The sequence below is a fragment of the Streptomyces yangpuensis genome, assembly GCF_024666385.1.
Classification (GTDB): Bacteria; Actinomycetota; Actinomycetes; order Streptomycetales; family Streptomycetaceae; genus Streptomyces; species Streptomyces yangpuensis.
In genome coordinates this window covers 6,462,881-6,487,055 of sequence record NZ_CP102514.1, presented here as the reverse complement: position 1 = coordinate 6,487,055, position 24,175 = coordinate 6,462,881, and the positions used below count along the sequence as shown (strand labels likewise).

The window sequence follows — 24,175 nt, the reverse complement described above, 5'->3', positions numbered from 1 at the left end:
GGCCGGTCGGTTCAGTTCGTGAGGGACGCCTCCGCGGCCGCCTTGATCCGGCGGCCGAAGTCGGGGGCGTCCTTGCGTGCGGCCTTCAGCGCGAGGCCGACGAGGAGCTTGCCGAAGCCGTGCCCTTCGAGGGTGTTGAAGATCCGGATCCGGGTGCGCCCACCGGGGAGGGATTCGAGGTCGTAGCCGCCCTCCGCGGTGACGAGGTTGCGGCTCTGCTCGGTCCAGCGGATCAGGTACGGCGGGTCGAAGCCGGTGACGCGGAACTCACGGGCGGTCTTCATCCCGGCGTCCTTGACCGTGCTGCGGAAGACCGTGCCGAGCGCGGTGGGGCCGTCGGGGGTCCTGGTGATCCGCTGGACGCGCGGGCTGAAGTCGGGGTCGTTGCGTCCGTCGGCGAGGTAGGCGAAGACCCGCTCGACGGGCCGGTCGATCTCGACGCTCGCCTCGAACTGTCCGCTCATGACCGCTCCTCGGTGCGACTACCCGTGCCATGCTCCCAGACCGGCCCCCGACGCGCGCGGCGGCGGTCAGCCGAGCAGGGCGTAGACGGTGGAGGCGGTGGCGGCCGGCTCGTCGGCGCCCTCGGGGGTCAGGGTGATGTCGGCGAAGGCCATACGCTTGCCGAGCTTGGTGACCCGTACGTGGACGAGCACGTCGGCGCCGATCACCGGCCGCTGGAAGCTGGTCGACTGCTGGACGGTGGTCATCGGGCCGTACCCGCCGCGCGCGGCGGAGATCGCGATGACGGTGGCGGTGTCCGCGGCGGCCATCATGGCCTGTCCGGAGAGGCCGCCGCCGTCCCGCGCGAGGCCTTCGGACCACGGCAGGCGCAGGACGGCGTGCCGCTCGCCGGTCTCCTGGACGGTGAGTCCGAGGGCGAGCACCCAGGGCGCGAAGTTGTCGGCGAGGATCTTGTCTGCGTCTGCGGGAGAGAACGTCACCGGGAGATTGTGGCGGCCCGCCCGGACCGCCACAATCCCCTTTCGGTCAGAGCTTCGCGGCGAGCTCCGTTCCCTGGCGGATGGCCCGCTTGGCGTCGAGCTCGGCCGCCACGTCGGCGCCGCCGATCAGGTGGGCCTCGACGCCGGCCGCGCGCAGCGCCTCGTACAGGTCCCGGCGCGGCTCCTGGCCGGTGCACAGGACGACCGTGTCCGCGGCTACGAGGCGCTGCTCGCCGTCGACGGTGATGTGCAGGCCCTCGTCGTCGATGCGGTCGTACGCGGCTCCGGCGACGGAGACGACACCGCGGTGCTTGAGCTCGGCACGGTGGATCCAGCCGGTGGTGGTGCCGAGACCGGCGCCGACCTTGGTGGCCTTGCGCTGGAGCAGGTGGACCTGGCGCGGCGGCGCGGGGCGCTCGGGTGCGGTGAGCCCGCCGGGACCGGCGTACTCGGTGTCGACGCCCCAGTGGCGGAAGTAGACGTCCGGGTCCTGGGAGGCGCCCTCGCCGCTGTCGGTGAGGTACTCGGCGACGTCGAAGCCGATGCCGCCGGCGCCGACGACGGCGACGCGCTCGCCGACGGGGGCGCCGTCGCGCAGCACGTCGAGGTAGCTGACGACGCTGGCGTGGTCCACGCCCTCGATGTCGGGGGTGCGGGGGGTGACGCCCGTGGCGACGACGACCTCGTCGTAGCCCTGGAGGGTCTCGACGTCGGCGCGGGTGTCCAGGCGGACGTCGATGCCGTGGGCGGCGAGCTGGGTGCCGAAGTAGCGGATGGTCTCCTCGAACTCCTCCTTGCCCGGGATGCGGCGGGCGATGTCGAGCTGGCCGCCGATGTGACCGGAGGCCTCGAAGAGGGTGACGGTGTGGCCGCGTTCGGCGGCGGAGACCGCGCAGGCGAGGCCGGCCGGGCCGGCGCCGACGACGGCGACACGCTTTTTCAGCTTCGTGGGCGAGAGCACGAGCTCGGTCTCGTGGCAGGCGCGCGGGTTGACCAGGCAGCTGGTGATCTTGCCGCTGAAGGTGTGGTCGAGGCAGGCCTGGTTGCAGCCGATGCAGGTGTTGATCGTCTCGGGGCGGCCGGCCGCGGCCTTGGCGACGAAGTCGGCGTCGGCCAGGAAGGGGCGGGCGAGGGAGACGAGGTCGGCGCGGCCGTCGGCGAGCAGCTCCTCGGCGATCTCCGGGGTGTTGATGCGGTTGCTGGTGACGAGCGGGACGGAGACCGCGCCCATCAGCCGCTTCGTGACCCAGGTGTAGGCGCCGCGCGGGACGGAGGTGGCGATGGTGGGGATGCGGGCCTCGTGCCAGCCGATGCCGGTGTTGATGATGGTGGCGCCGGCCGCCTCGATCTCCTTGGCGAGGTGGACCACCTCGTCGAGGGTGGAGCCGCCGGGGATCAGGTCGAGCATGGAGAGGCGGTAGACGAGGATGAAGTCCTCGCCGACGGCCTCGCGGGTGCGCCGGACGATCTCCAGCGGGAAGCGGACGCGGTTCTCGTAGGCGCCGCCCCAGCGGTCGGTGCGCCTGTTGGTCGCGGCGGCGATGAACTCGTTGATCAGGTAGCCCTCGGAGCCCATGATCTCGACGCCGTCGTAGCCGGCGAGCCGGGCGAGCCGGGCGGCCCGGACGAAGTCCTCCACCGTCTGCTCGACCTCGTCGCCGGAGAGCTCGTTCGGAACGAAGGGGCTGATGGGCGCCTGGATGGCGCTGGGCGCGACCAGGTCCTTGTGGTAGGCGTAGCGGCCGAAGTGGAGGATCTGCATCGCGATCTTCCCGCCCTCGGCGTGCACGGCGTCGGTGATCACCCGGTGCTCGGCGGCCTCCTCCTCGGTGGTGAGGCGGGATCCTCCCTCGAAGGGGCGGCCGGCGTCGTTGGGGGCGATGCCGCCGGTGACGATCAGGCCGGCGCCGCCGCGGGCGCGTTCGGCGTAGAAGGCGGCGAGGCGCTCGAAGCCGCCCTGGTGCTCTTCCAGGCCGGTGTGCATCGACCCCATGATCACGCGGTTCGGCAGGGTGGTGAAGCCGAGGTCCAGGGGGCTCAGCAGGTGCGGGTACCGGCTCTGGGAACTCTGCGGACTCATCGGGTGTGCCTCCTCGCACGGGGGTGATGAACCTGTTCTAGCGAGGCGGGGCATGTTTTGCAACTAGGTGCATAACCGGGTCGGGGGCCATCGGCCCGCGTTCCCCTGTTCCTGGGGCCCGGCCCGCGCGCCCCTGTGGCGCAGTTCACGCCGCCGGCGCCGCACGGCCCCCGGCCCGGCGGGCGGCCGGGCCGGGGGCCGTGCGGGCGGTCGTCAGGCGCGGCGGAGGCGGACCGTGAGGATCTGGAAGGGGCGCAGGGTCAGGGCGACCGTGCCGTCCGCCGCCGGGCCGGCGACGGCCGTGCCCGCGAGGGCCCGCTCCAGCAGGTCGCTCTCCACGGCCTCCGCGACCGGGAAGTCCGCCGTGAGGACGGCGCGGGCGCGGCCGCCGCGGGACTCGTAGAGGCGGACGACCACGTCACCGCTGCGGTCCTCGGCGAGCTTGACCGCCTCGACCACCACCGCGTCCTCGTCGACCGCCAGCAGCGGGGCGACCGGGCCGGCGCCGGTGAGGGTGCGCTCGGGCAGGTTCAGCGCGTGGCCCTCGCGGACCGCGTCCCCGATGCCCGCGCCGGGCGCCAGCGAGTAGCGCAGGGTGTGGCTGCCCTGGTCGGTCTCCGGGTCCGGGTAGCGCGGGGCCCGCAGCAGGGAGAGCCGTACGGTGGTGGTCTGGCCGCCGTCGGCCCGTACGTCACGGGTCACGTCGTGCCCGTACGTGGAGTCGTTGAGCAGGGCGACCCCCCAGCCGGGCTCCTCCGCGTGGATCCAGCGGTGGGCGCAGATCTCGAACTTGGCCGCCTCCCAGGAGGTGTTGGTGTGGGTGGCCCGGAAGACGTGCCCGAACTGCGTCTCGGACGCGGTCCGTTCGGCTTTCACGTCCAGCGGGAAGGCCGCCTTGAGGAACTTCTCCGTCTCGTGCCAGTCGACGTCCGTGACGATGTCGACCGTCTTGGCCCCGGCTCGCAGGGTGATCCACTGGACCGCCCTGGACCTCCCGAAGGAGCGGGTCACCCGGACCGTCGCCGACCGGGGTCCGCTCTCGGCGACCTCCAGGGCGTCCAGGCCGACGAGGTCGGTGACGTTGTTGCGGTAGAACTCGTCCACGTCCCAGGCGTCCCACATGTTGGGGAAGTCGGGGTGGATCTGGAGCAGGTTCGCGGCGGCCCCCGGGGCGACGCACTCCCGGCGCGCCTCCAGGTCGTAGACGGAGACGATCAGGCCGCGGCCGTCCACCTCCACCAGCAGCCGGCCGTTGGCCAGGACATGCCCGCCGCCGTGCCGCTCCTCCACCGTGACGGGCTCCCGCGGCTGCGCCGGGCGGGCCGCACCGCCCGCCGGGACGCCGCGGCGGGCGTACGGGGCGCAGTTGAAGACCAGTTCCTCGGCGCCCTCCCCCGCCAGCGCCCGCTGCGCGGCGAGGGTGATGCCCCGGAGCTCCTCGGCCACCCTCGCGTACGTCTCGCGGGCCTCGCGGTGCACCCAGGCGATGGAGGACCCGGGCAGGATGTCGTGGAACTGGTGGAGCAGCACCGTCTTCCAGATCCGCTCCAGGTCCTCGTACGGGTACGCGTACCCCGCCACCCGCACGGCGGCGGTCGCCGCCCACAGCTCGGCCTCGCGCAGCAGCGATTCGCTGCGCCGGTTGCCCTGCTTGGTCCTGGCCTGGGAGGTGTAGGTGCCGCGGTGCAGCTCCAGGTAGAGCTCGCCGGCCCAGACGGGCGCGTCCTCGTACTCGGCGCGGGCCTTCTCGAAGAAGGCGTCGGGCCGCTCGATCTCGATGCGCGGGGAGCCTTCGAGGTCGCGCTGGCGCCGGGCACGGGCGAGGTGCTCACGGGTGGGGCCGCCGCCGCCGTCGCCCCAGCCGAAGGGCGTCAGGGAGCGTGAACCACGGCCCTTCTCGCGGTAGTTGCGGGCGGCGTGGGCCATCTGGGCGCCGCCGAGGTCGGAGTTGTAGGTGTCGACGGGCGGGAAGTGGGTGAAGACGCGGGTGCCGTCGATGCCCTCCCACCAGAAGGTGTGGTGCGGGAAGGCGTTCACCTGCGACCAGCAGATCTTCTGGGTCAGGAACCACCGGGAGCCGGTCAGCTTGACGATCTGCGGCAGGGCGGCGGTGTAGCCGAAGGAGTCGGGCAGCCAGACGTTGTGGGTGTCGATGCCGAACTCGTCGAGGAAGAACTTCTTGCCGTAGAGGAACTGTCGGACCATCGCCTCCCCGCCGACCATGTTGGTGTCGGACTCCACCCACATGCCGCCGACCGGCACGAACTGTCCGTCCGCGACCTTCTTCTTGACCCGTTCGAAGAGCTCGGGCCGGTGGGTCCTGATCCAGTCGAGCTGCTGCGCCTGCGACATGGCGAAGACGAACTCGGGGTGGTCGTCCATGAGATTGACCATGTTGGACGTGGTACGGGCGACCTTGCGCACCGTCTCGCGCAACGGCCACAGCCACGCGGAGTCGATGTGGGCGTGGCCGACCGCGCTGATGCGGTGCGCGGAGGCGTTGGCGGGGGCGGCGAGGACCCCGGCGAGGCGGGCACGGGCGGCGGCCGCCGTGCCGGGCACGTCGGTGAGGTCGACGGCGTCCAGGGCGGCGCCGAGGGCGCGCAGGATCCCGTACCGGCGGGCGTCCTCGGTGCCGAGCTGTGTCATCAGCTCGTAGAGCACGTCGAGATCCTGGACCAGCTCCCAGACCTCGGTCTCGAAGACGGTGAGGTCCATCCGGGCGAGGCGGTAGAGGGGCTGGTCGCCGCAGGTGCGCGCGTCGCCCTCGTAGGTGGGGCGGTGGTCGACGAGGACGGGGTTGGAGGCGGCCTCGACGTACCATTCGATCCGCTCGCCGCCCTCGGCGCGGTCGGCCACGCGCACCCAGTCGTTGTACGGGTTGAGGGCCTTGATCTCGCCGCCGTCGGCCCGGTGGACCAGGCCCTCGCACTGGAAGCCGGGCATCATCCGGTCGAAGCCCAGGTCGAGGACGGCTTCCACGGTCCGCCCGGCCCACCCGGCGGGGACGGTTCCGGTGACCCTGAACCAGGTGGTGCCCCAGGCCGGGCCCCACGGGTCGCCGGGCGCGCAGGGCTCGTAGGGCGCCGCCAGGCCCTCGGCGACGGGGACGGGCTCGCCGGGGGCGTCCCAGCGCTCGACGGTCAGCGGGAGCGGGCTGGAGTGGACGGCGGGCTTGATGCGCTCGTGGAGCACCCGGCGGAGGCGGTGTTCGGTGATGCTGCGGTCGTCATGCATGACAGCTGCTCCCGGAGGTGGTGGTCGGTCGGTGCGGGGCCTGCGGGTCGGTACGGGGGCTGCGGGTCGGTACGGGGGCCTGCGGGTCGGTTCGTCGGACGGTCCGGCTCAGAACTTGACGGCGCCCTCGCCCACGCCCCTGAAGAAGAAGCGCTGGAGGGCGAAGAAGAGGAGCATCATCGGCAGGAGCGCGGCCGTCGCGCCGGCGGCGATGAGCCGCTGGTCGTTGACGGTGGTGGCGCCGGCGAGGGTCTTCAGGCCGAGCTGGAGGGTGTAGTGGTCGCTGTCGGTGAGGACCAGCAGCGGCCACAGGAAGTCGTCCCAGGCGCCCATGAAGCTGGTGATGCAGACGACGGCCAGGGCGCCCCTGGCGGAGGGGACGAAGACCCGGGTGAAGCGGGTCCACTCGCCCGCGCCGTCGAGGACGGCGGCCTCCTCGACCTCCTTGGGCACGGCGAGGAAGGCCGCCCTCATGATCATGATGTTGAGGACGGAGACCGCTCCGGGCAGCCACACGCCGACGAGGGTGTCGACCAGGCCCATCCCGCGGACCGTGAGGAACATCGAGATCATCACGGACTCGAAGGGGAACATCAGGGTCGCGACGAGGACGGTGAAGACCACCTCGCGGCCCTTCCAGGCGGCGCGGGAGAGGGCGTACCCGCCCATCGCGGCGAACACCATGTTCGAGGTGACCGCGAGGACGGCGACGACGAGGGTGTTGCCGACGTACTGCGGGAGCGGGAAGGACTCGGCGACCCGGACGTAGTTGTCGAGGGTGGGCTGCGTGGGCAGCACGCCGTCGTACACGTTCTCGGTGCGGCCGCGGATCGACGTCAGGAACTGCCAGACGATCGGGCCCAGCATGACCACGAGCATGAGCAGCAGCGTGCCGTACCGGGCGGCCAGGCCGAGCCGGCGGCGCGCACGGCCGCTGCGGTCTGCCCGGTCGGTTTCGCCGGCGGGTGTGGTGCTCATCCCTCGTCCCCCTTCGTCAGGCGGCGGCCCAGCAGGCTGAACCCCAGCGTGAGGAGGAACAGCAGGATCGAGATGGCGCAGGCGTAGCCGGTCTCACCGGCGAAGCCGAGGCCGACCTGGCGGATGAGGAAGGGCAGGGTGCGGGCGCCGCCGCCGGGCCCGCCGCTCTCCCCGCCGAGGATGTAGATCTCGGTGAAGACACGCAGGGCCGAGATGGCGGAGAGCGTTCCGACCAGCAGCATCATCGGCTTCACCTGGGGGACGGTGATGCTGAGGAAGCGGCGGACGGGCCCTGCGCCGTCGATGGCGGCGGCCTCGTGGAGGGAGGCGGGGACGTTCCCGAGGGCCGCGAGGTAGAAGACCATGTAGTAGCCGAGGCCCTTCCACACGGTCACGATCATCGCGGAGACCAGCAGCATCGTGCTGTCCGTCAGGAACGGGACCGGCTCGGAGACCAGGTGGAGCCGGCGGAAGACGGTGTTGACCAGGCCGTCGCTGCGCAGGACCCACTGCCAGATCAGCCCGACGACCACGGCGGAGGCGATCACCGGGGTGTAGAAGGCGGAACGGAAGAAGCCGATGCCCGGGATCTTCGCCCGGACGAGGACGGCGAGGGCCAGCGGCAGGAACACCAGGCAGGGGACGACGACGAGGAGGTAGAGCACGCTGTTGCCGGTCGCGGCCCAGAAGTCGGGGTCGGCGACGGCGCGCCGGTAGTTGTCGAGGCCGACGAAGCCGCCGCCGCGCAGGATCCGGGCGTCGGTGAAGGAGAGGATGACGGTGTTGACGAACGGCCAGAGGCTGAACAGCACCACCATCACCAGGCCGGGGGCGAGGAAGAGGTACGGGGTCCACCAGGCTCGGTGGGGCAGCCCGGTGTCGCCCTCCATGGCGCGCAGCGCCGCCCTGCGACGGCGCCGGTCCGGCGGCACGGGCGGGTGAGCCGAGGGGTCTCCGGGCCGGTGCGGCGGCGGGTCTCCGGGCCGGTGCGGCGGCGGGTGTCCGGTGGCGGCGGGCCGGCCTGCGCCGACGGCGGTCATCCGCGGGCCGCGTCGGCGAGCAGCCTGTTCGCCGCTTCCTCGGCCTTCTTCACCGCCGTCCGGGCGTCCTGCTCGCCCTTGATGGCCTTCTGCACCTCGCGTACGACGGCGTCCCCGACCTGGCTGGTCCACTGCACCGGGGTGTTGGCGTCGAGGGCGGCGGTCTTCAGCTGGTCGGCGCCCACCGCACGGGCGAGGGTCTCGGCGTCGCCACCGTCACCCCGGTCGGAGAAGAACGGGTCGGCGAGGCCCCGGGCGTTGGAGGGGTAGATGGTGGCCTTCCGCGAGAACTCCACCTGGTTGGGGCCGTTGGTGACCCATTTCGCGAACGCGGCGGCCGCGTCCAGGTGCTTGGTGTCCTTCCTGATGCCGAGCGACTGGGCGTAGACACCGATGTGCCCGAGCCGGCCGGTGACGGCTCCCGCCACCCGGGTCTTGGCGTAGACCTGCGGGGCGTTCTGCTTGATGTCCTTGACGAATCCCGGGGAGCCGGGGCCGAAGACGAGTTTGCCGCCGCCGTAGAGCTGGTTGATGTCGTCGGACTTGAGCAGGGACTCCTTGGGCATGGCGCCCTTGTCGTACAGGTCCTTCATGCGTTCCACCCACTCGACGGCCTTGTCCGTGTCGAAGGTGAACCGGTCCTTTTGGGCGTTGAGGACGGGAACGCCCATCTTCTGCCAGTCACCGGGCAGCCGCCCCTTGGGGTCGGCCATGAAGGCCGTGTACTGGCCGCCGGACCGGGCGGCGATCTGCTCGGCGTAGTCGAAGAACTGCTCCACGCTGGTGGGCGGAGCGGCCGGGTCCAGGCCGGACTTCTCGAAGAGCTCCCTGTTGTAGGTGAGGATCTCCGGGGTCACGTACCAGGGGTAGGCGTAGACGCTGTCGCCCTTGCCGGGCAGCTTGAACTGCTCCCAGGCGCCCGGTACGTACTCCCCGGCCGAGTCCCCGTCGAGCTTGGCCACGTCGGCGAGCATGCCCCGGTCGCCGAGAAGCTGGAAGGAGTCGGTGGAGAGGTTGACCACGTCCGGGAGGGCGCCGGCCTGGGCGTCGGCGACCAGTTTCTCGTTGTAGCCCTCCCCCGGCACGTCCTCCCAGTTGACCTTCACCTCGGGGTGTTCCTTCTCGAAGGCGTCGATGACGGCCTGTACATAGCCGGTGAAGGCGGGCTTCAGCTGCAGGGTCCGGAAGGTGATCTCGCCGGCCACCCTGCCCGTTCTCTCCGCCTCCTCGGTGTCCCCGGCACCCGCGCCGCCGAGACCGCACGCGGCGGTCGACAGGAGGGCGCCGGACACCAGCACGACAAGGGCCTTACGGGTCGGGTTCGAACGGGTCATCGTCGCCGCCTCCACAGAAGTCCGGCCTCGTCGCCGGAGGCGGTGCCCACCGTTACCGGAAAGCAAGTCAGCGTCAATGAGGCCGATTCGAAGCTGGCCGATGACGCACGGGTGCCGCATCGCACGCCACCGCCCGGGAAATGCCGACGAGTCCCCGCCCCGTGCCTCTGAACTCGACTGATGCGCTTTAGTGCAAAGCCCTCCCCTGCCGCCCCCGACACCACACCCGAATGTCAGGCACCCCCATGTTGACTCCTTGTCGCCCCTTTCCTCGGGGCCGTACTAATGCGCTTTACCTCCACCCCGCGAAACTCCCTTCCCACCCGGGGTGGTGCGGGGGGCGCAGCGCATGTTGATGTAGCAGCAGGGGGTGCCGTCGACGAGGGCGGCGAAGACGACCGGGGTCCAGGCCTCGCCGAACGGGGTGCCCGCCGCGCCGGCTGCGGCGAAGACCGTCGCGCTGAGCGGGGTGAGGTCCGTCTCCAGGGGCGGTGAGAAGTCCCGCATGGCGTCGGCGAACTCGTAGCGCAGGTGCGGGGTGCCGTCGGGGGCGCTGACCGTGATGACGACCCCCTCGCGGCGGTAGGTGCCGAGCAGCGGGGTCATGTCGACGGCCGGCGGGTACGCGGGCGGCGCGAAGGGCGGCGGCATACGGACCTCGGCGAGGTCCGCGAGGAGTTCGCGGAACAGGTCGGCGTACAGGTGGCGGGCGCCGCCGCCGTTGGTGAGGAGGACGACGATGGCGTCGGCGCCGGGAACGACCCGCAGGTAGCCGTACTGGCCGAGGGCGGCGCCGTCGTGGCCGTACCCGGGGACGCCGTTCCAGTCGTAGAGGGACCAGCCCAGCCCCCAGCCGTCGGCGCTCACCGTCCACCGGTCGGGGACGTCGACCTCCCAGCGCTGCATCGCCGCGACGGAGCGGGCGCCCAGGACCTGGGTGCCGTCCGCGGTGGCACCGCCGTCCAGGTGCATCTTGGCCAGGCGCAGCACGTCGGCGGCGCTGGCCAGGACCCGCCCGTGCGGTCCTGCCGAACGGGGCATCATGTCCCAGGCCGGCGCCGGTTCGGGGTCGGGCCCGTCGCCCGGGAGGTGGCCCATCGCCGTGCGGAAGGCCAGGGCCTCCTCGGGCAGGGTCATGGTGCGGTTCAGGCCCAGGGGGGCGACGATCCGCTCCTTCAGCACCTGGTCCCAGGTGCGTCCGGTGACGACCTCGACGATGCGGCCGAGGAGGGTGTAGCCGACGCTGCTGTACGACACGGCCGTGCCGGGCGGACAGTCGAGCGCCACGTTCCGGGCCGCCCGCACGTAGGCGGCCAGGCAGTCGTCGCCGCGCCCGCTGTCGTGGGTGAACTCACCGGTGAGGCCGCTGGTGTGGCTGAGGAGCCGGCGTACGGTGATCTCCCTGTCCGCGCCGCGGGCGCCGGCCGGGGAGAACTCGGGGAGCAGCGCGGCGACGGGCGTGTCCAGGTCCAGCCCGCCGCTGTCGACGAGCTGCATGACCAGCGTGGCCGTGTAGATCTTGGCTATCGAACCGAGCTGGAACACGGAGTCCGTGGTGACCTCCACCCCTGTTCCGCGGTGCAGCAGGCCGCTGGCGAGCTCGTGGATCCGCCCGTCGGTGAAGACCGCGAGGACGGCGCCGGGAACGTGGTGGGCGGCGCGCAACGCGTCGAGGCGGCTCTGCCAATGGGCAGGGGAGAACGTCACGTCGGATCCTTCGACTCGGTGGTCTCGTACGGATCACGGCACGTGAGCGCAGGCGGTCGTCGGTCCGCATACCCGTGATCGCCGCCACCGTAGGCCGGTGCCGCGGACGTCCATAAGGACCTTCGCGCGTCAGTGAGGGAACCGTCGGCGCCACCGGGGAACGGCGGCGCGCCGGGAGGGCGCGTTTCGCGCCGCGCAGCGGCGTCCGGGCGCCAAGCCGCGCACCGTACGGGGAGGTTCACCCGACCGGCTGGTAACGTCACCCTGTCTATGCAGCCCACCCACGCCCACGGAACCGTCTCCGTGCACCTCGCGCGGTTCATCCTCGACGCCCTGCGCCGGTCGGGCGGTGACATGGCCAGGTTCGCCCGGTTCCACGACCTCGGCCCCGAGGTGCTGGGCAACGACCTGGCCCGGGTCTCGACCCCGTCGGCGCTGGCCGTGTGGGCGGAGCTGACGCTCACCGAGCCGGGCACGGCGGCCGGCGCGCTGCTCACCGCCGAGGCGCCGATCGGCACGTTCGGCCTGTGGGACTACCTGATCACCAGCGGCCCCAGTCTCCGGGAGTCCCTGAAGCAGGTGGTGGAGTACAGCGCCGTCATCGGCGACCCGGCCAACGAGAAGCTCCTCGTCGAGGAGGACGCACGCGGTCTGACCGTCCGTCACGCCACGGGGAGTTGGGGGCCGGACGTGGTGGAGGCGATCGACTGGTTCGCGCTGGCGATGTTCCTGACCCGGGCGCGCGCCGCCACCGGGCGGCCCCTGGTCCCGCTGCGCATCACCGTGACGCACGGGGCGCCCGGCGGGTACCGGCGGCTGGCGGACTTCTTCGGCACCACCCGTGTCGACTTCGAGGCGCCGTACAACTCGATCACCTTCCACGACGACGACGTACGGGCTCCGTTGCCCAAGGCGCAGCCGGGGCTGGACCTCCTGCTGGCGCACCAGGCCCGGCTGACGCTGGCGGCCGCCCAGCCGGTGATGCTCTGGCAGGACAGCTTCCGGATGGTCCTCGCCGACGCCTTCCGGGAGGACACCGTGTACCTGGAGCACGTGGCGGGACGGCTGGCGATGAGCCCGCGCACCCTGCAACGACGCCTGCGGGAACTCGGCACGACCTGGCGCGAGGAGGTCGAGTCCGTGCGCCAGGAGCGGACCATGGAACTGCTGCGCACCACCGATCTGCCGCTCCAGGTGATCGCGGCCCGGGTCGGCTACAGCGACATGCGCGCGCTGCGGCGCGCGGTGCGGCGCTGGGACGGGCGGGCGCCCCGCGACATCCGTACCGCGGCCGGCCTCGCGGCGCCCGCGGCCCCGGGCGGCTGACACTCCGGGCGGCCGACGCCACCCGCGGCCGACGCCCGACGCCCGACGCCCCGGCGGCCGAATCGGCTACTTCATGGGGTACTTGGTCTTCTCCGCGAGCTTGCCGTCCTTGAAGCAGAAGCGCAGCACCGTCTCCGTGCCCAGATCGGTGTCGTCGGTGGAGATGTACCAGGCGCAGGTGCTGCCTTCGGGCTCGACCGGCCCGCCCTCCTTGAGGGCGCTCTTGACGAAGCTCTCACCCGACGGGAGCTTCGCACGGACGTCGCTCTCCGCGTCACCGGTCTTCACGCCCTCGTAGACCGAGGGGTCGAGCAGGCTCTTGTCCGCCATGTCGGCGATCTTCCCCACGCCGAGGACGACCGCGATGACGACGCCTATGCCCAGCACCAGTGCCACGCCGCAGCCGATCAGACAACCCTTGCGCTGAGCCACGCCCGTTCCTCCAACTCGGTTCGTGTCCGGCGGTGATCGCCTGGACGCTCACACCCTCGCAAGGCCCGGGGGTCGCGGGCTGTCCTCGAAAGTCGTCACCCGCCGCAACGATCGTCGTTCGGGGTCGACCCGGCGTGCGGTGTATACAGGGAGAAGACCGACCTTCCGGGCAGAGCGAGAGGAACCCACCATGAGCGAGCCCGCCATCGAGCCCCTGATCGTCGTCGGCGTGGACGGTTCCCGCCATTCCGTGGAGGCGGTGCGCTGGGCCGTGCAGCAGGCCCGGCTGATGGGCGGACGGGTGCACGCCGTGATGGCGTGGGACTGGAACCGCAACCCCTTCGCCCTCGGTATGGCGGAGGCCCGGTTCGCCGAGCAGGAGGCGGTGACGGCCGAGGAGGCGGCCCGCCGGAAGCTGGCGGACACCGTCACCGCGGCCGTCGGCGCCTCCCCCGGCGTGCCGGTCTTCCGCCGCGTCGAACAGGGGTCGCCGGCCCAGGTCCTGGTGGACGCCTCGAAGGAGGCGGATCTGACGGTGGTCGGGACCCGGGGGTACGGCGGCTTCAAGGGTGCGTTGCTGGGGTCGGTCAGCCAGCAGGTCGTGCAGTACTCCGCAGGCACGGTGGTGCTCGTTCGCGAGAACGAGAACGAGGACGAGGACGAGGGGGCGGGCGACAGCGGGAACGGCGCCTGACGCCCGGCGACCGGCCGCCTCAGGCCGTCGGCTCCATCAGGTCCCTCGGGTCGGTGTTGGCCCCGCACAGGACGACGGCGACGCGCTTCCCCAGCGGTTCCGCGGCTTCGCGCACGGCCGCCAGGGCGGTGGCCGCGCCCGCCTCGACCACGATCCGGTGCTCCTCCCAGACGGCTCGCCGGGCCGCCGTGATCGCCTCGTCGGGGACGAGGACCGACGTCACGTTCTTCTCCTGCGCGGCCGCCAGCGCGTCGGCCGAGACCCGGGTGGCCCCCAGGGAGTCGGCGGCCACGGAGTCCACGCTCACGTCGACGGGCCGGCCCGCCTCCAGGGCCGCGTTCAGGGCCCGGCAGTTCTCCGGTTCGACCGCGACGACCCGTACGCCGTGTTCGCGCGCTGCGGTGGCCACTCCCGCGAACAGGCCGCCGCCGCCGACTGCGACGACCACGGTGTCCAGCCCGGGCAGGGCGTCGCGGATCTCGTCGAGCAGGGTCCCGGCGCCGGCCGCGATGAGCGGATGGTCGTACGCGTGGCTGCTCAGCGCCCCGCTCCCGGCGGCGAACTCGCGGCAGGCGGTGAGCGCTTCGGCGTACCGGTCGCCGACGAGCCGGACGTCGGCCCCGTAGCCGCGCAGCCGTTCCACCTTCACGCGCGGGGCGTTGGCGGGCACGAAGACCGTCGCGGGCACGGACAGTGCGCGGGCCGCCCAGGCGCAGGCGAGCCCGGCGTTGCCGCCGGAGGCGATGGTGACGCCCGCGGCCGGAAGGGCGCCGGCCTCGTGGTGGGCGGCGAGGAAGTTGCGGGCGCCGCGCGCCTTGAAGGTGCCGGTGTGCTGGAGGTATTCCAGCGCGTACCAGACGCCGTCCCCGGCGGGCGCCACCGTGACGGGCCGTACACCCCCGGCGATCCGCGCGGCGGCGGCCCGCACGGCGGCGTAGTCGAGCCGCTGCGGCGCCGGATGCGGACGCTGCGGGCGCTGCTCGTGCCGCAGGTGCTGCGGGTGCTGCGGGTGCTGCGGACGTTCCATGGTCGGTCTCCCCATCAGGTGGCGGGCCGGGCGGCCTCGATCAGCTGGCGCAGGGCGCCGTGGTACACCTCGTGGTCCGTCAGGACCGGCAGCACCTCGGGCATTCCGCCGGACAGTACGGGGAACTCCTCGGGATCGAGCGCGGCCAGGGCGGCGCGCGAGGCGGCCGTGGCGCCGGCCGGGTCCCGGTGGTCCACGAAGGCCGCGCTGCCCAGGGTGAGCAGGTACATACGGCGGTACGCGGTGATCGCCTCGGCGACGGTCATCCCCGCGGCCACGCTGTCGGCGAGGGCCGGCTCGACCAGCCGGGCCAGCAGCTGCCGGCCGAGCCAGGGCCGGCCGCCGCGCAGCACGAGCAGTCCGGGGTGGGCGGTGAGCAGCCGGTACAGCGCACGGAACCGCTGTTCGGTGGCCTCGGCCCAGTCGGTGCCGGCGGGGATCTCGGGGAGCTGCGCGGCCAGGTGCTCGGTGCACAGGTCGAGGAGTCCGGCGAGGTCCACGCAGCGGCGCTGGACGGTGGCGTGGGAGACGTCGAGCCGGTCGGCGAGGGTGCGGAAGCTGAGGCCCTGCGGCCCCTCCTCGTCGAGGATCCGCAGGGCGGCGACGGCGATGGCCTCCGGGGTGGCGCGGTCCAGTGCGTCTGATCTCCTCGGCATGAGATACAACGTATCATACGACGTATCTCCTCTTTCGTGTGACGGTCGTTGCAGCCATATTGCTGGTCATCGGCCGACAATCAGCGACTTGCGTTGACACTGAGTAGTCACCTCGCTGCACTGGGCGCACGACTGTCCCCACGCCAAGGAGACCCCGTGCCGCCTCGCCTGCGCGCATCGCTCCCCTGTCTGACCGCGGCCGCCCTGTTCGCCCTCGCGCTCTCCCCCGCCCCGGTGGCGGCCGAGCCCCGGGCGACCTCGGACACCCCGCTCGCGCTCACCCCTCCGATGGGCTGGAACAACTGGGCGCACTACATGTGCGACATCGACGAGGCCAAGGTCGTCGCCAACGCCGACGCGCTCGTCTCGACGGGGCTCGCCGCCAAGGGCTACGACACGGTGACCGTCGACGACTGCTGGATGACCAGGAGCCGGGACGCGCGGGGCAATCTGGTGGTCGACACCGCGAAGTTCCCGCACGGCATGGCCTGGCTCGGCGAGTACCTGCACGCCAAGGGCCTGAAGTTCGGCATCTACCAGGACGCCGGCTACCTCACCTGCGAGAAGTACCCCGGCAGCGGCGCCCCCCAGGGCGGCGGGGCCGACCACTACGCCCGGGACGCGCGGCAGTTCGCCTCCTGGAAGGTGGACTACGTCAAGATGGACGGCTGCAACCTGTGGGTGCCGGAGGGCCGCACCAAGGAGCAGGCCTACCGGGACGCCTACAACGCCGTCGCCAAGGCCCTGCGCGAGAGCGGCCGGGACATGGTCCTGTCGGCCTCCGCGCCCGCCTACTTCCAGCAGGGCGAGTGGGGCGGCTCCGACTGGCACAAGGTGCTCGGCTGGGTCGGCGAGACCGGCCAGCTGTGGCGCGAGGGCAAGGACATCAAGGTCTACAACCCGGCCGCGCCCGCCACCTCGCGGTGGAGTTCGGTGCTGGGCAACTACGGCTACAACCGCTGGCTCGGCCGGTACGCGGGCCCCGGCAACTGGAACGACCCCGACTTCCTGCTCGCGGGCGCCCCCGGCCTCACGGCCGCCGAGAGCCGCAGCCAGGTGGCCCTCTGGGCCATGATGGCGGCCCCCTTCATCCTGTCGTCCGACGTCTCGAAGCTGAACCAGGCGGGTCTCGCCGCCCTCGGCAACACCCGGATGATCGCGCTGGACCAAGACCCGATGGGCCGTCAGGGCGCCGTGGTCTCCTCCAACGCCACCTTCGAGATCCTGGTCCGCCCCCTCGCGAACGGCGACCGGGCGGTGGCCGTCCTGAACCGCTCGGCCGGCACCCGCGACATCAGGGTCCCGCTCGACGAAATCGGTCTGAACGCGTGCACGGCCGACGCCCAGGACCTGTGGAGCGGCGCCCGCAGCGAGGTCTCCGACGCGCTGACCGGCAAGCTGGCCGGCCACGACACCGCCGTGTGGCGGCTGAGCCCGCGCGGCTGCGCCGAGGCCGTGCCGACCGGGCAGATCGTCGGTGACGGCGCCCGGTGCGCCGACGGCGCGAACACCAGCGGGGTCGGCGCCGTCGTGATGGCCGGCTGCACCGGAGCCCCCGACCAGCGGTGGTTCCTCGGCGACGATTCCCGCCTGCGGCTCGCCGGCGAATGCCTGTCGGCGGGCGAGGACGGCCTCGTCGAACTGGCCGACTGCGCGCCGCGGCCGAGCGAGCAGCCCGGCCAGAGCTGGTCCCACCGCCGTGACGGGGCCCTCGTCGAGGAGGTCAGCGGCCTGTGCCTGACCGCGCCCGCCGCGGCAGCCACCCCCGATGCCCCGGCCGAGCGGCTCCGGCTGAGCCCGTGCGGCGACCACCGGGTCGACCAGGCCTGGTCCCTGCCGGTCTGAGGCCGGACCGAACGGATGAGGAACCCGACCCCGATGCCACGCCGCGGGCGCCGCCTGCCCGCCACCCGCCCGGCCGCCCTCGCCGCGCTTCCCGCGGCGCTGCTGGCCGTGATCTGCGCGGGACCCGCGCCCGGGGCCACCGCCCCGGGCGCGGGGTCGCCCGCACCCGCCGCCGTACGGCCCCTGGAACGGACGTCCGCGGACCCCGGCGCGCCCCGCGCCGCGACCTTCGACACCGCACCCGCGCGGGCCGCCCTGCAACGGCTGCTCCCGCGGCACGCCGGGCAGTTCACCCTGGTGCCCGACCCGGCCGCCGGGGCCGACACCTTCACGGTGTCCGGGACCGCCGGCGCGATCACCGTGCGCGGCAGCACCGGTGCCACCCTGCTCACGGGCGTCGGCTGGTACCTGCAGCACGTCGCCGGGGCCGACATCGGCTGGCCCGGCGACAGCATCGGCATGCTGCCCGCCCGGCTGCCGGCCGTACCGGCACCGGTCACCCGCCGCGCGCAGGTCCCGCACCGGTACGCGCTCAACGACACCGACGACGGGTACTCGGGCCCGTACCGCACCTTCGAGGAGCACCAACGGCAGATCGACCTGCTCGCCCTGCACGGCATCAACGAGGTGTTCGTGCAGGTCGGGGCGGAGTACCCGTACCACCGGGCGCTCCAGCGGTTCGGGTACTCCGCCGAGGAGCTGCGGGCCTGGATCCCCGGCCCCGGTCACCAGAGCTGGTGGCTGCTGCAGAACCTCAGCGGCTTCGGCGGCCCGGTCTCCGAACGGCTGATGCGCGAACGCGCCGAGCTCGGCGGGCGGATCGCCGACCAGCTGCGCGGGCTCGGCATGACGCCGGTGCTGCCCGGCTACTTCGGCACCGTGCCGCCCGGCTTCGCCGCCCGCAACCCGGGGGCGGCCACGGTCGCGCAGGGCGACTGGGCGGGCTTCGACCGCCCCGACTGGCTGGATCCCGCCTCCCCCGTCTTCGCGAAACTGGCCGCCGCCTACTACGCGGAGCAGCGCGCGGTGTTCGGGGACAGCACGATGTACCGGATGAGCCCGCTGCACGAGGGCGGGCAGACCGGCTCCGTCGACGTCCGCGCCGCGGCGGGCGCCGTCCAGGACGCCCTGCACGCCGCCCACCCCGGCGCGCTGTGGGCCGTACTGGGCTGGCAGGACGATCCGACCGCGGAACTGCTGGCCGGGGTGGACACCTCGAAGCTGCTGATCCTGGACGGACTGTCCGACCGGTACAACCGGCTGGACCGCGAGACCCGCTGGGGCGGCACCCCGTACGCGATGGGCACCATCTACAACTTCGGCGGGCACACCACGATCGGTGCGAACACCTCGGTGTGGCTCGAACGCTTCGGCCCCTGGCGCGCGAAGAGCAACAGCGCGCTCGCGGGCATCGCCTACCTGCCGGAGGCCACCGGGACCAACCCGGCGGCGTTCGACCTCTTCACCGACCTCGCCTGGGATCCCGGGCCGATCGACCAGCGCACCTGGTTCGCCGGTTTCGCGGCCCGCCGCTACGGCCGGCCCGACGCCGAGGCGGCCGCGGCCTGGGAGGAGCTCCGCAAGGGGCCGTACAGCACCTCCTCGGGGCTGTGGTCGGAGTCCCAGGACAGCCTGTTCAGTGCCCGGCCCAGCCTGACCGCGACGGGAGCCGCGTACTGGAGCCCCAAGTCGATGCGCTATCCGGCCGGTTCGGTGCGCCGGGCCCTGGACCACCTCCTGAAGGTGCAACCGGCGCTGCGCGGCTCCAGCGCCTACCGCTTCGACCTGGTGGACACCGCCCGGCAGGCCCTCGCCAACCATTCGCGGGTCCTGCTGCCGAAGATCAGGGCGGCGTACGAGGCGAAGGACCTGACCCGGTTCCGCGCGCTGACTGCCGAATGGCAGGACGGGATGCGGCTGTTGGACCAGGTGACCGGAGCCGACCCGAACCTCCTCCTCGGCACCTGGCTGTCCCGGGCCCGGTCCTGGGGCGCCGACCGGGCCGAGCAGGACCGGTACGAGTACGACGCCCGCTCGCTGCTGAGCGTGTGGGGCCGGCACAGCACCAGCGAGGGGGGCTTCCTGCACGACTACGCGAACCGCGAATGGAGCGGTCTGATCTCGGAGTTGTACGCCCGGCGGTGGAGCGCCCACTTCGCCGCGCTGGACGAGGCGCTGGTCAGCGGGGCCGCCCCGCGGGAGATCGACTGGCACGCCTTCGAGGAGGAGTGGGCCCGGCGGACCACCCGGCACCCGGACCGGCCGGGCGGGGACCCGTACCGGCTGGCCACGGCGGTCGCGGCGGCCCTCCCGGCGGCACCGGCCCGCTGACCGGGGCACGGCCTACACCACCGGTGGCGGCGGGATCGCCCCTCGCGGGGACGATCACCCTCCCGGTGGAAAGTCGGCGCTCGTGCGGGGGAGATCACCGGCCGCGGATGGCCGCACGGGAACGGCACTGGGTTGACTGGCCCGGAAGAGACCAGGGGCGGCCACCGGAGCGATCCGGTGGCCGCCCCTTGGCGATGCCATGCGGCGCGACGCGACCAGGAGTGCACCGAGCATGTCCCAGACCGAACACGACCAGCCCCCCTACCAGCGGGAACAGGAACGGCAGGAGCGATCCCCGGGGGCCGGCTCCGCCGCCGCGTCCCTGGAACTGCTGACCCTGCTCGCCGCGGGAGTGGCCGACCTGGCCCTCGACCAGCTGCGGCAGACCGCCGACCGCGCGCAGGACGCACTGCGCCGGGCCGACCTGCGCGAACTGCTCACCGACGGGGTGGTGGAGCTGCGCAAGCGCGGCGAACTCGCCACCCGCCGGGCGGGCATGGGCGAGGAGAACTACCTGGAGACCATGGCCCGGCGCGCCGCGGCACAGCACACGGCCGAGGGACGGCCCTGTGCATGACCACACCGGCTTCAAGGAGCGCATCGACGAGGTGCTCATCCGGCTGGCCGACGAGGAGGAGCGGGCCCTGCTCGGCCTGCACGCGGAACTCAGCCCGCTCTCCGAGCAGTTACGCCGGTCCCTGGCGTGCGGCAAGCGGATCCGGGCCGCGTTCCTGTACTGGGGCTGGCGGGCGGCGGGCCAGCCGGACTGCGAGGGGGTGATCCGGGCCGCGGCCGCGATGGAACTCGTCCACGCGGCAGCCTGCACCCACGACGACATCATCGACGACAGCCGGATGCGGCACGGGCAGCTCACCGCGCACGCCGCCTTCGCCGCGAACGGGCAGCGCTCCACCGCCCTCGCCATGATCCTCGGCGACCTGCTGATGGGCTACGCCGGGCACGTCTTCACCTCCTGCGGGCTGCCCGGGGCCTACCTGGCCCGGACCGTCCCCCTGTGGTCCACCCTGCTCCGCGAGACGATGGCGGGCGAGTTCCTGGAGGTGCTGCGCACCGAGGCGAGAGCCGACCGGACACCGCTGGTGGCGGAGTCCCTGGAGGTCGCCCGCTTCAAGACGGCCAAGTACACAGTGGAGCGGCCGCTGCACCTGGGCGCCACCCTCGGCGGCGGCTCCCGCGCCCTGCTGGAGGCCTTCTCCGGCTACGGCCTCCCGCTCGGCGAGGCCTTCCAGCTGCGCGACGACCTGCTGGGGACCTTCGGCGACCCCGCACGGACCGGCAAGTCGAACCTGGACGACCTGCGGGACGCCAAGCCCACGGCGCTGCTCGCGCTGACCGTGGCGGCCGCCGGGCCGGACGAGCGCCGGCTGCTGACGAAGCTGGTGGGGAACCCGGAGCTGGGCGAGGAGGAGGCCTCCTCGGTCCGCGAGCTGATGGAGCGGTGCGGGGCCAGACAGCAGGTCGAGGACATGATCCGCGAACGCATCGGCCGGGCCGGGGCCGCCCTGGACCTCGCCGCGATGCCCGCGGAGGCCCGGTCCGCGCTGAGCGGGCTGGCCGCGACGGCCGCCGACCGCTCCCTGTAGCCGCCCCTGCCCCGCCTGCCCCCGCGGCCGCCCCGGCCCGGCCGGCCCCGGCCGCCCCGCACCCCACGACACGACAAGGACGCCCGCCGTGAACGCCAACGCCACCAAGACCGCACCAGCGCGCACCCGTTACGACCACGCCGCCCTCGACGCCCTGAGCACGCAGGGTGATCCGCTCGCCGACGAGACCGTCGCCGAGATGTTCCGCCGCGGGGAGGTCGGCGACCTCAACACGCTCATGCGGTTCTTCACCACCACCGGTGACAAGCTCCCCGAGCAGCTCCCGGCCTCCGCACGCGCCTACTTCGAGGCCACATCCATGCCCCCGAGCTGGGTGGACTGGGACGTGATGGAACGGGCCAGGCTGTTCTTCATGGACAACGCGGCCCACATCAACACCGGCCTGTCCTTCGCGGCCATGCCCGCGACCTACGCCGTCCCACGGCTCTCCCGGCTGCTCGCCTCGACGCACTCCATGGCGTACCCCTCCCGGCGGATGGCGAACACCGGGCAGTTCGTCACCTATCTGATGCAGACCAACTCCTTCGCGGAGGGCAGCAAGTTCATCCCGGCCGCGCAGAAGGTGCGGCTGCTGCACGCGGCGGTCCGCCACCACCTGCGCCACGGCGGCCACTGGGACGTCGAGCAGGACGGAGTGCCGATCTGCCAGGAGGACATGATCGGAGGTCAGATCTGCTTCTCCCTGCTGGTCCTCGACGCCATGCACCGGCTCGGCATCCACATGAGCGAGGACGGCGCCGAGGCCTACTTCTACGCCTGGCGCGTCGTGGGCGCCATGCTCGGCTGCGACATGTCGGCCGTGCCGGAGAACCTCACCGAGGCCCGCGACTACTGCGACCTCTACCTCCTGCGCAACCTCGGCCCCTCCCCCGAGGGCGTCCGCCTCAACGCCCAGCTGATGCGCATGTACGAGGACGTGGTCCCGGGCACCTTCTTCGACCCGATGGTCCCCGCCACCGTCCGGTTCCTCGTCGGCGACACCATCGGCGACTGGCTGGAGATCCCGCGCACCGCCTGGGACACGGCGGCCAAGGCGGTGCCGGTGTTCCTGGGGCTGCTGGAGACGATCGAGGACAGCAGCCCGTACGCGGAGTGGGCGCTCGACAAGGCGGGCTCGCTGCTCTCCGGCTTCGAGCTGGCCTCCCTCACCCGGGGCCGGGTGATGCACCACGCCATCCCCGCGGAGCTGAAGAGCGACTACGGGGTGAAGCCGCCGCGCACCGGGCGCTGGGTGCCGCCGGCGCCCGTGCACTGACCGGCGCCGCTCCCCCGTGGCGACGACGCACCGCCCGGGGGCGCGGGGCACACTGGCGGTGTGAGGGCAGACCCGAGCGGTTCCGGGAGGCCGCGGCGAGCGGTGGGCGCCGTCTGCGGAGTCGTCGCCGCCTTCGCCGGGCTGGCGGTGGCGGAGCTGGTCACGGCCGCGGTCCGGCCCGAGTCCTCCCCGGTCACCGCCGTCGGTGCGGCGGCCGTCGACCTGACGCCGGTGGCCGTCCGGGAGTGGGCCATCGGCCTGTTCGGCACCGCCGACAAGGCGGTACTGACGCTCGGCATCCTCGTCGTGCTGGCCGCGGTCGCCGCCGGGGCGGGGCTGCTCGCCGTACGCCGCCCGGCCGCGGGGACCGCGGTCGCGGGCGGGTTCGGGCTGCTGGGGGCGGTGGCCGCGCTCAGCCGGCCGGAGGCGTCCTGGCAGGACGCGCTGCCGTCGCTCGCCGGGGGCCTGACCGCGGCCGCGGTGCTGGGGCTGCTGGTCACGGTGGCCGGGCGGCCCCGGCCCGCCGGGTCACCGTCCGGAGGTGCCTGGGCGCTGGACCGGCGCGGATTCGGCCGGCTGGTCGTCGGCGTCCTGGCGGTGTCGTCCGCCGCCGGTCTGGCCGGACGGCGTCTGGGTGCCCACGGCTCGGCCGGAGCGACCGCCTCCCGGGCCGGCCTCGTCCTTCCCCGGCCCGCCGTCCCCGCGCCGCCGGTACCGTCCGGCGCGGACCTGCGGGTGCCCGGGCTCTCCCCCTTCGTCACCCCCGTCCGGGACTTCTACCGGGTGGACACCGCCCTGGTCGTACCCCGGGTGGACGCCGGGACCTGGCGGCTGCGCATCCACGGCGAGGGGGTGGCCCGGCCCCTCACCCTCGGCCTGCGGGAGCTGCTCGCCCGGCCGCTGGTCGAGCACGACATCACCCTGACCTGCGTGTCGAACGAGGTCGGGGGCCCGTACGCGGGCAACGCCCGCTGGCTCGGGGTGCCCCTCGCGGACCTGCTCCGCGAGGCCGGGGTGCGGCCGCCGTCCCGGGGCGGCCCGGCCGACCAGCTCGTGGCCCGGTCCGTCGACGGCATGACGCTGGGCACCCCCGTCGAGACGGTCATGGACGGCCGGGCGGCACTGCTGGCCGTCGGCATGAACGGTGAACCGCTCCCGTTCGCGCACGGCTTCCCCGTCCGGATGGTCGTACCGGGGCTGTACGGCTACGTCTCCGCCTGCAAGTGGCTCGCCGAGCTGCGGCTGACGACCTTCGCCGCATACGACGCCTACTGGGTGCGCAGGTCCTGGGCGCGGCAGGCCCCCGTCAAGACCCAGTCGAGGATCGACACACCGCGCCCGTACGCGGCCCTGCGGCCGGGCCGGGTGGCCGTGGCGGGGGTGGCGTGGGCGCAGCACCGGGGGATCCGGCGGGTGGAGGTACGGGTGGACGGCGGCCCGTGGCAGGAGGCGCGGCTCGGTGACGCGGACGGTGTGGACACGTGGCGGCAGTGGGTGTGGCACTGGGAGGCGACCGCCGGACCGCACACGCTGGAGGTCCGCGCCACGGACGGGCCGGGCACCGTCCAGACGGGGGTCCGCCGCGGCACCGTGCCGGACGGGGCGACGGGGTGGCACACGGTGCGGGTGCAGGTCCGGGCGCTGGGCTGAGCCCCGGCGCCGGG

At 73.1% G+C, this 24,175-nt stretch carries 19 protein-coding genes; 8 read left to right on the top strand and 11 right to left on the bottom strand.

The window, feature by feature from the left end; all coding sequences use genetic code 11:
- Window positions 1-11: 11 nt before the first annotated feature.
- From NRK68_RS29420 to NRK68_RS29385, 8 genes are all read right to left on the bottom strand, one after another.
- Window positions 12-464 (bottom strand): SRPBCC family protein, encoded by a 453-nt coding sequence (locus NRK68_RS29420; RefSeq protein WP_257857226.1) that lies wholly within the window; start codon window positions 462-464, stop codon window positions 12-14.
- 66 nt (window positions 465-530) lie between these two features.
- Window positions 531-944, bottom strand: coding sequence for a PaaI family thioesterase (locus tag NRK68_RS29415; RefSeq protein WP_183064039.1), 414 nt, complete (start codon window positions 942-944; stop codon window positions 531-533).
- A gap of 46 nt (window positions 945-990) precedes the next feature.
- Window positions 991-3,024 (bottom strand): oxidoreductase, encoded by a 2,034-nt coding sequence (locus tag NRK68_RS29410; protein ID WP_257857225.1) that lies wholly within the window; start codon window positions 3,022-3,024, stop codon window positions 991-993.
- Between the two features lie 213 nt (window positions 3,025-3,237).
- Complete coding sequence (locus NRK68_RS29405) at window positions 3,238-6,261, bottom strand: alpha-mannosidase (protein ID WP_257857224.1); 3,024 nt, start codon at window positions 6,259-6,261, stop codon at window positions 3,238-3,240.
- A gap of 108 nt (window positions 6,262-6,369) precedes the next feature.
- Window positions 6,370-7,239 (bottom strand): carbohydrate ABC transporter permease, encoded by an 870-nt coding sequence (locus NRK68_RS29400; RefSeq protein ID WP_257857223.1) that lies wholly within the window; start codon window positions 7,237-7,239, stop codon window positions 6,370-6,372.
- Window positions 7,236-8,129 carry a carbohydrate ABC transporter permease gene (locus NRK68_RS29395; RefSeq protein ID WP_257857953.1) on the bottom strand — a complete coding sequence of 298 codons (894 nt, stop codon included), beginning with the start codon at window positions 8,127-8,129 and terminating at the stop codon, window positions 7,236-7,238. Before NRK68_RS29395 ends, NRK68_RS29400 begins: the two co-directional genes overlap by 4 nt.
- 146 nt (window positions 8,130-8,275) lie before the next feature.
- Window positions 8,276-9,613, bottom strand: a complete 1,338-nt coding sequence (locus NRK68_RS29390; RefSeq protein WP_257857222.1) for an ABC transporter substrate-binding protein — start codon at window positions 9,611-9,613, stop codon at window positions 8,276-8,278.
- 282 nt (window positions 9,614-9,895) lie between these two features.
- The gene (locus NRK68_RS29385) at window positions 9,896-11,320 is read right to left on the bottom strand and encodes a serine hydrolase domain-containing protein (RefSeq protein ID WP_183064034.1); all 1,425 of its coding nucleotides are present in this window, start codon (window positions 11,318-11,320) and stop codon (window positions 9,896-9,898) included.
- A gap of 270 nt (window positions 11,321-11,590) precedes the next feature.
- On the opposite strand from NRK68_RS29385, the gene NRK68_RS29380 reads away from it, so the two are divergent.
- Window positions 11,591-12,646 (top strand): AraC family transcriptional regulator, encoded by a 1,056-nt coding sequence (locus NRK68_RS29380; protein WP_257857221.1) that lies wholly within the window; start codon window positions 11,591-11,593, stop codon window positions 12,644-12,646.
- Window positions 12,647-12,712: 66 nt separating this feature from the next.
- On the opposite strand, the gene NRK68_RS29375 is transcribed toward NRK68_RS29380, so the two are convergent.
- On the bottom strand, window positions 12,713-13,078 hold the full coding sequence (locus NRK68_RS29375; protein WP_183064032.1) for a hypothetical protein: 366 nt from the start codon (window positions 13,076-13,078) through the stop codon (window positions 12,713-12,715).
- 190 nt (window positions 13,079-13,268) lie between these two features.
- Between NRK68_RS29375 and NRK68_RS29370 the strand changes: the two genes are divergently transcribed.
- Entirely contained in the window at window positions 13,269-13,772 is a 504-nt protein-coding gene (locus NRK68_RS29370; RefSeq protein ID WP_257857220.1) for a universal stress protein, read from the top strand.
- Window positions 13,773-13,791: 19 nt separating this feature from the next.
- On the opposite strand, the gene NRK68_RS29365 is transcribed toward NRK68_RS29370, so the two are convergent.
- Window positions 13,792-14,799 (bottom strand): serine/threonine dehydratase, encoded by a 1,008-nt coding sequence (locus NRK68_RS29365; protein ID WP_183064030.1) that lies wholly within the window; start codon window positions 14,797-14,799, stop codon window positions 13,792-13,794.
- Between the two features lie 14 nt (window positions 14,800-14,813).
- Window positions 14,814-15,455 (bottom strand): TetR/AcrR family transcriptional regulator, encoded by a 642-nt coding sequence (locus NRK68_RS29360; RefSeq protein WP_183064029.1) that lies wholly within the window; start codon window positions 15,453-15,455, stop codon window positions 14,814-14,816.
- A 156-nt stretch (window positions 15,456-15,611) separates the two neighbouring features.
- Between NRK68_RS29360 and NRK68_RS29355 the strand changes: the two genes are divergently transcribed.
- From NRK68_RS29355 to NRK68_RS29330, 6 genes are all read left to right on the top strand, one after another.
- Window positions 15,612-17,300 (top strand): ricin-type beta-trefoil lectin domain protein, encoded by a 1,689-nt coding sequence (locus NRK68_RS29355; protein ID WP_257857219.1) that lies wholly within the window; start codon window positions 15,612-15,614, stop codon window positions 17,298-17,300.
- 33 nt (window positions 17,301-17,333) lie between these two features.
- Complete coding sequence (locus tag NRK68_RS29350) at window positions 17,334-19,631, top strand: alpha-N-acetylglucosaminidase (protein ID WP_257857218.1); 2,298 nt, start codon at window positions 17,334-17,336, stop codon at window positions 19,629-19,631.
- Window positions 19,632-19,863: 232 nt separating this feature from the next.
- Window positions 19,864-20,208 carry a hypothetical protein gene (locus tag NRK68_RS29345; protein WP_220818426.1) on the top strand — a complete coding sequence of 115 codons (345 nt, stop codon included), beginning with the start codon at window positions 19,864-19,866 and terminating at the stop codon, window positions 20,206-20,208.
- Window positions 20,201-21,235: a polyprenyl synthetase family protein gene (locus NRK68_RS29340; RefSeq protein ID WP_183064027.1), complete on the top strand. Its 1,035-nt coding sequence runs from the start codon at window positions 20,201-20,203 to the stop codon at window positions 21,233-21,235. Before NRK68_RS29345 ends, NRK68_RS29340 begins: the two co-directional genes overlap by 8 nt.
- 88 nt (window positions 21,236-21,323) lie before the next feature.
- A complete protein-coding gene (locus tag NRK68_RS29335; RefSeq protein WP_257857217.1) occupies window positions 21,324-22,511 on the top strand; it encodes an oxygenase MpaB family protein in 1,188 nt (395 codons plus the stop codon).
- Window positions 22,512-22,571: 60 nt separating this feature from the next.
- On the top strand, window positions 22,572-24,161 hold the full coding sequence (locus tag NRK68_RS29330) for a molybdopterin-dependent oxidoreductase (protein WP_257857216.1): 1,590 nt from the start codon (window positions 22,572-22,574) through the stop codon (window positions 24,159-24,161).
- The last annotated feature ends 14 nt before the right edge of the window (window positions 24,162-24,175 follow it).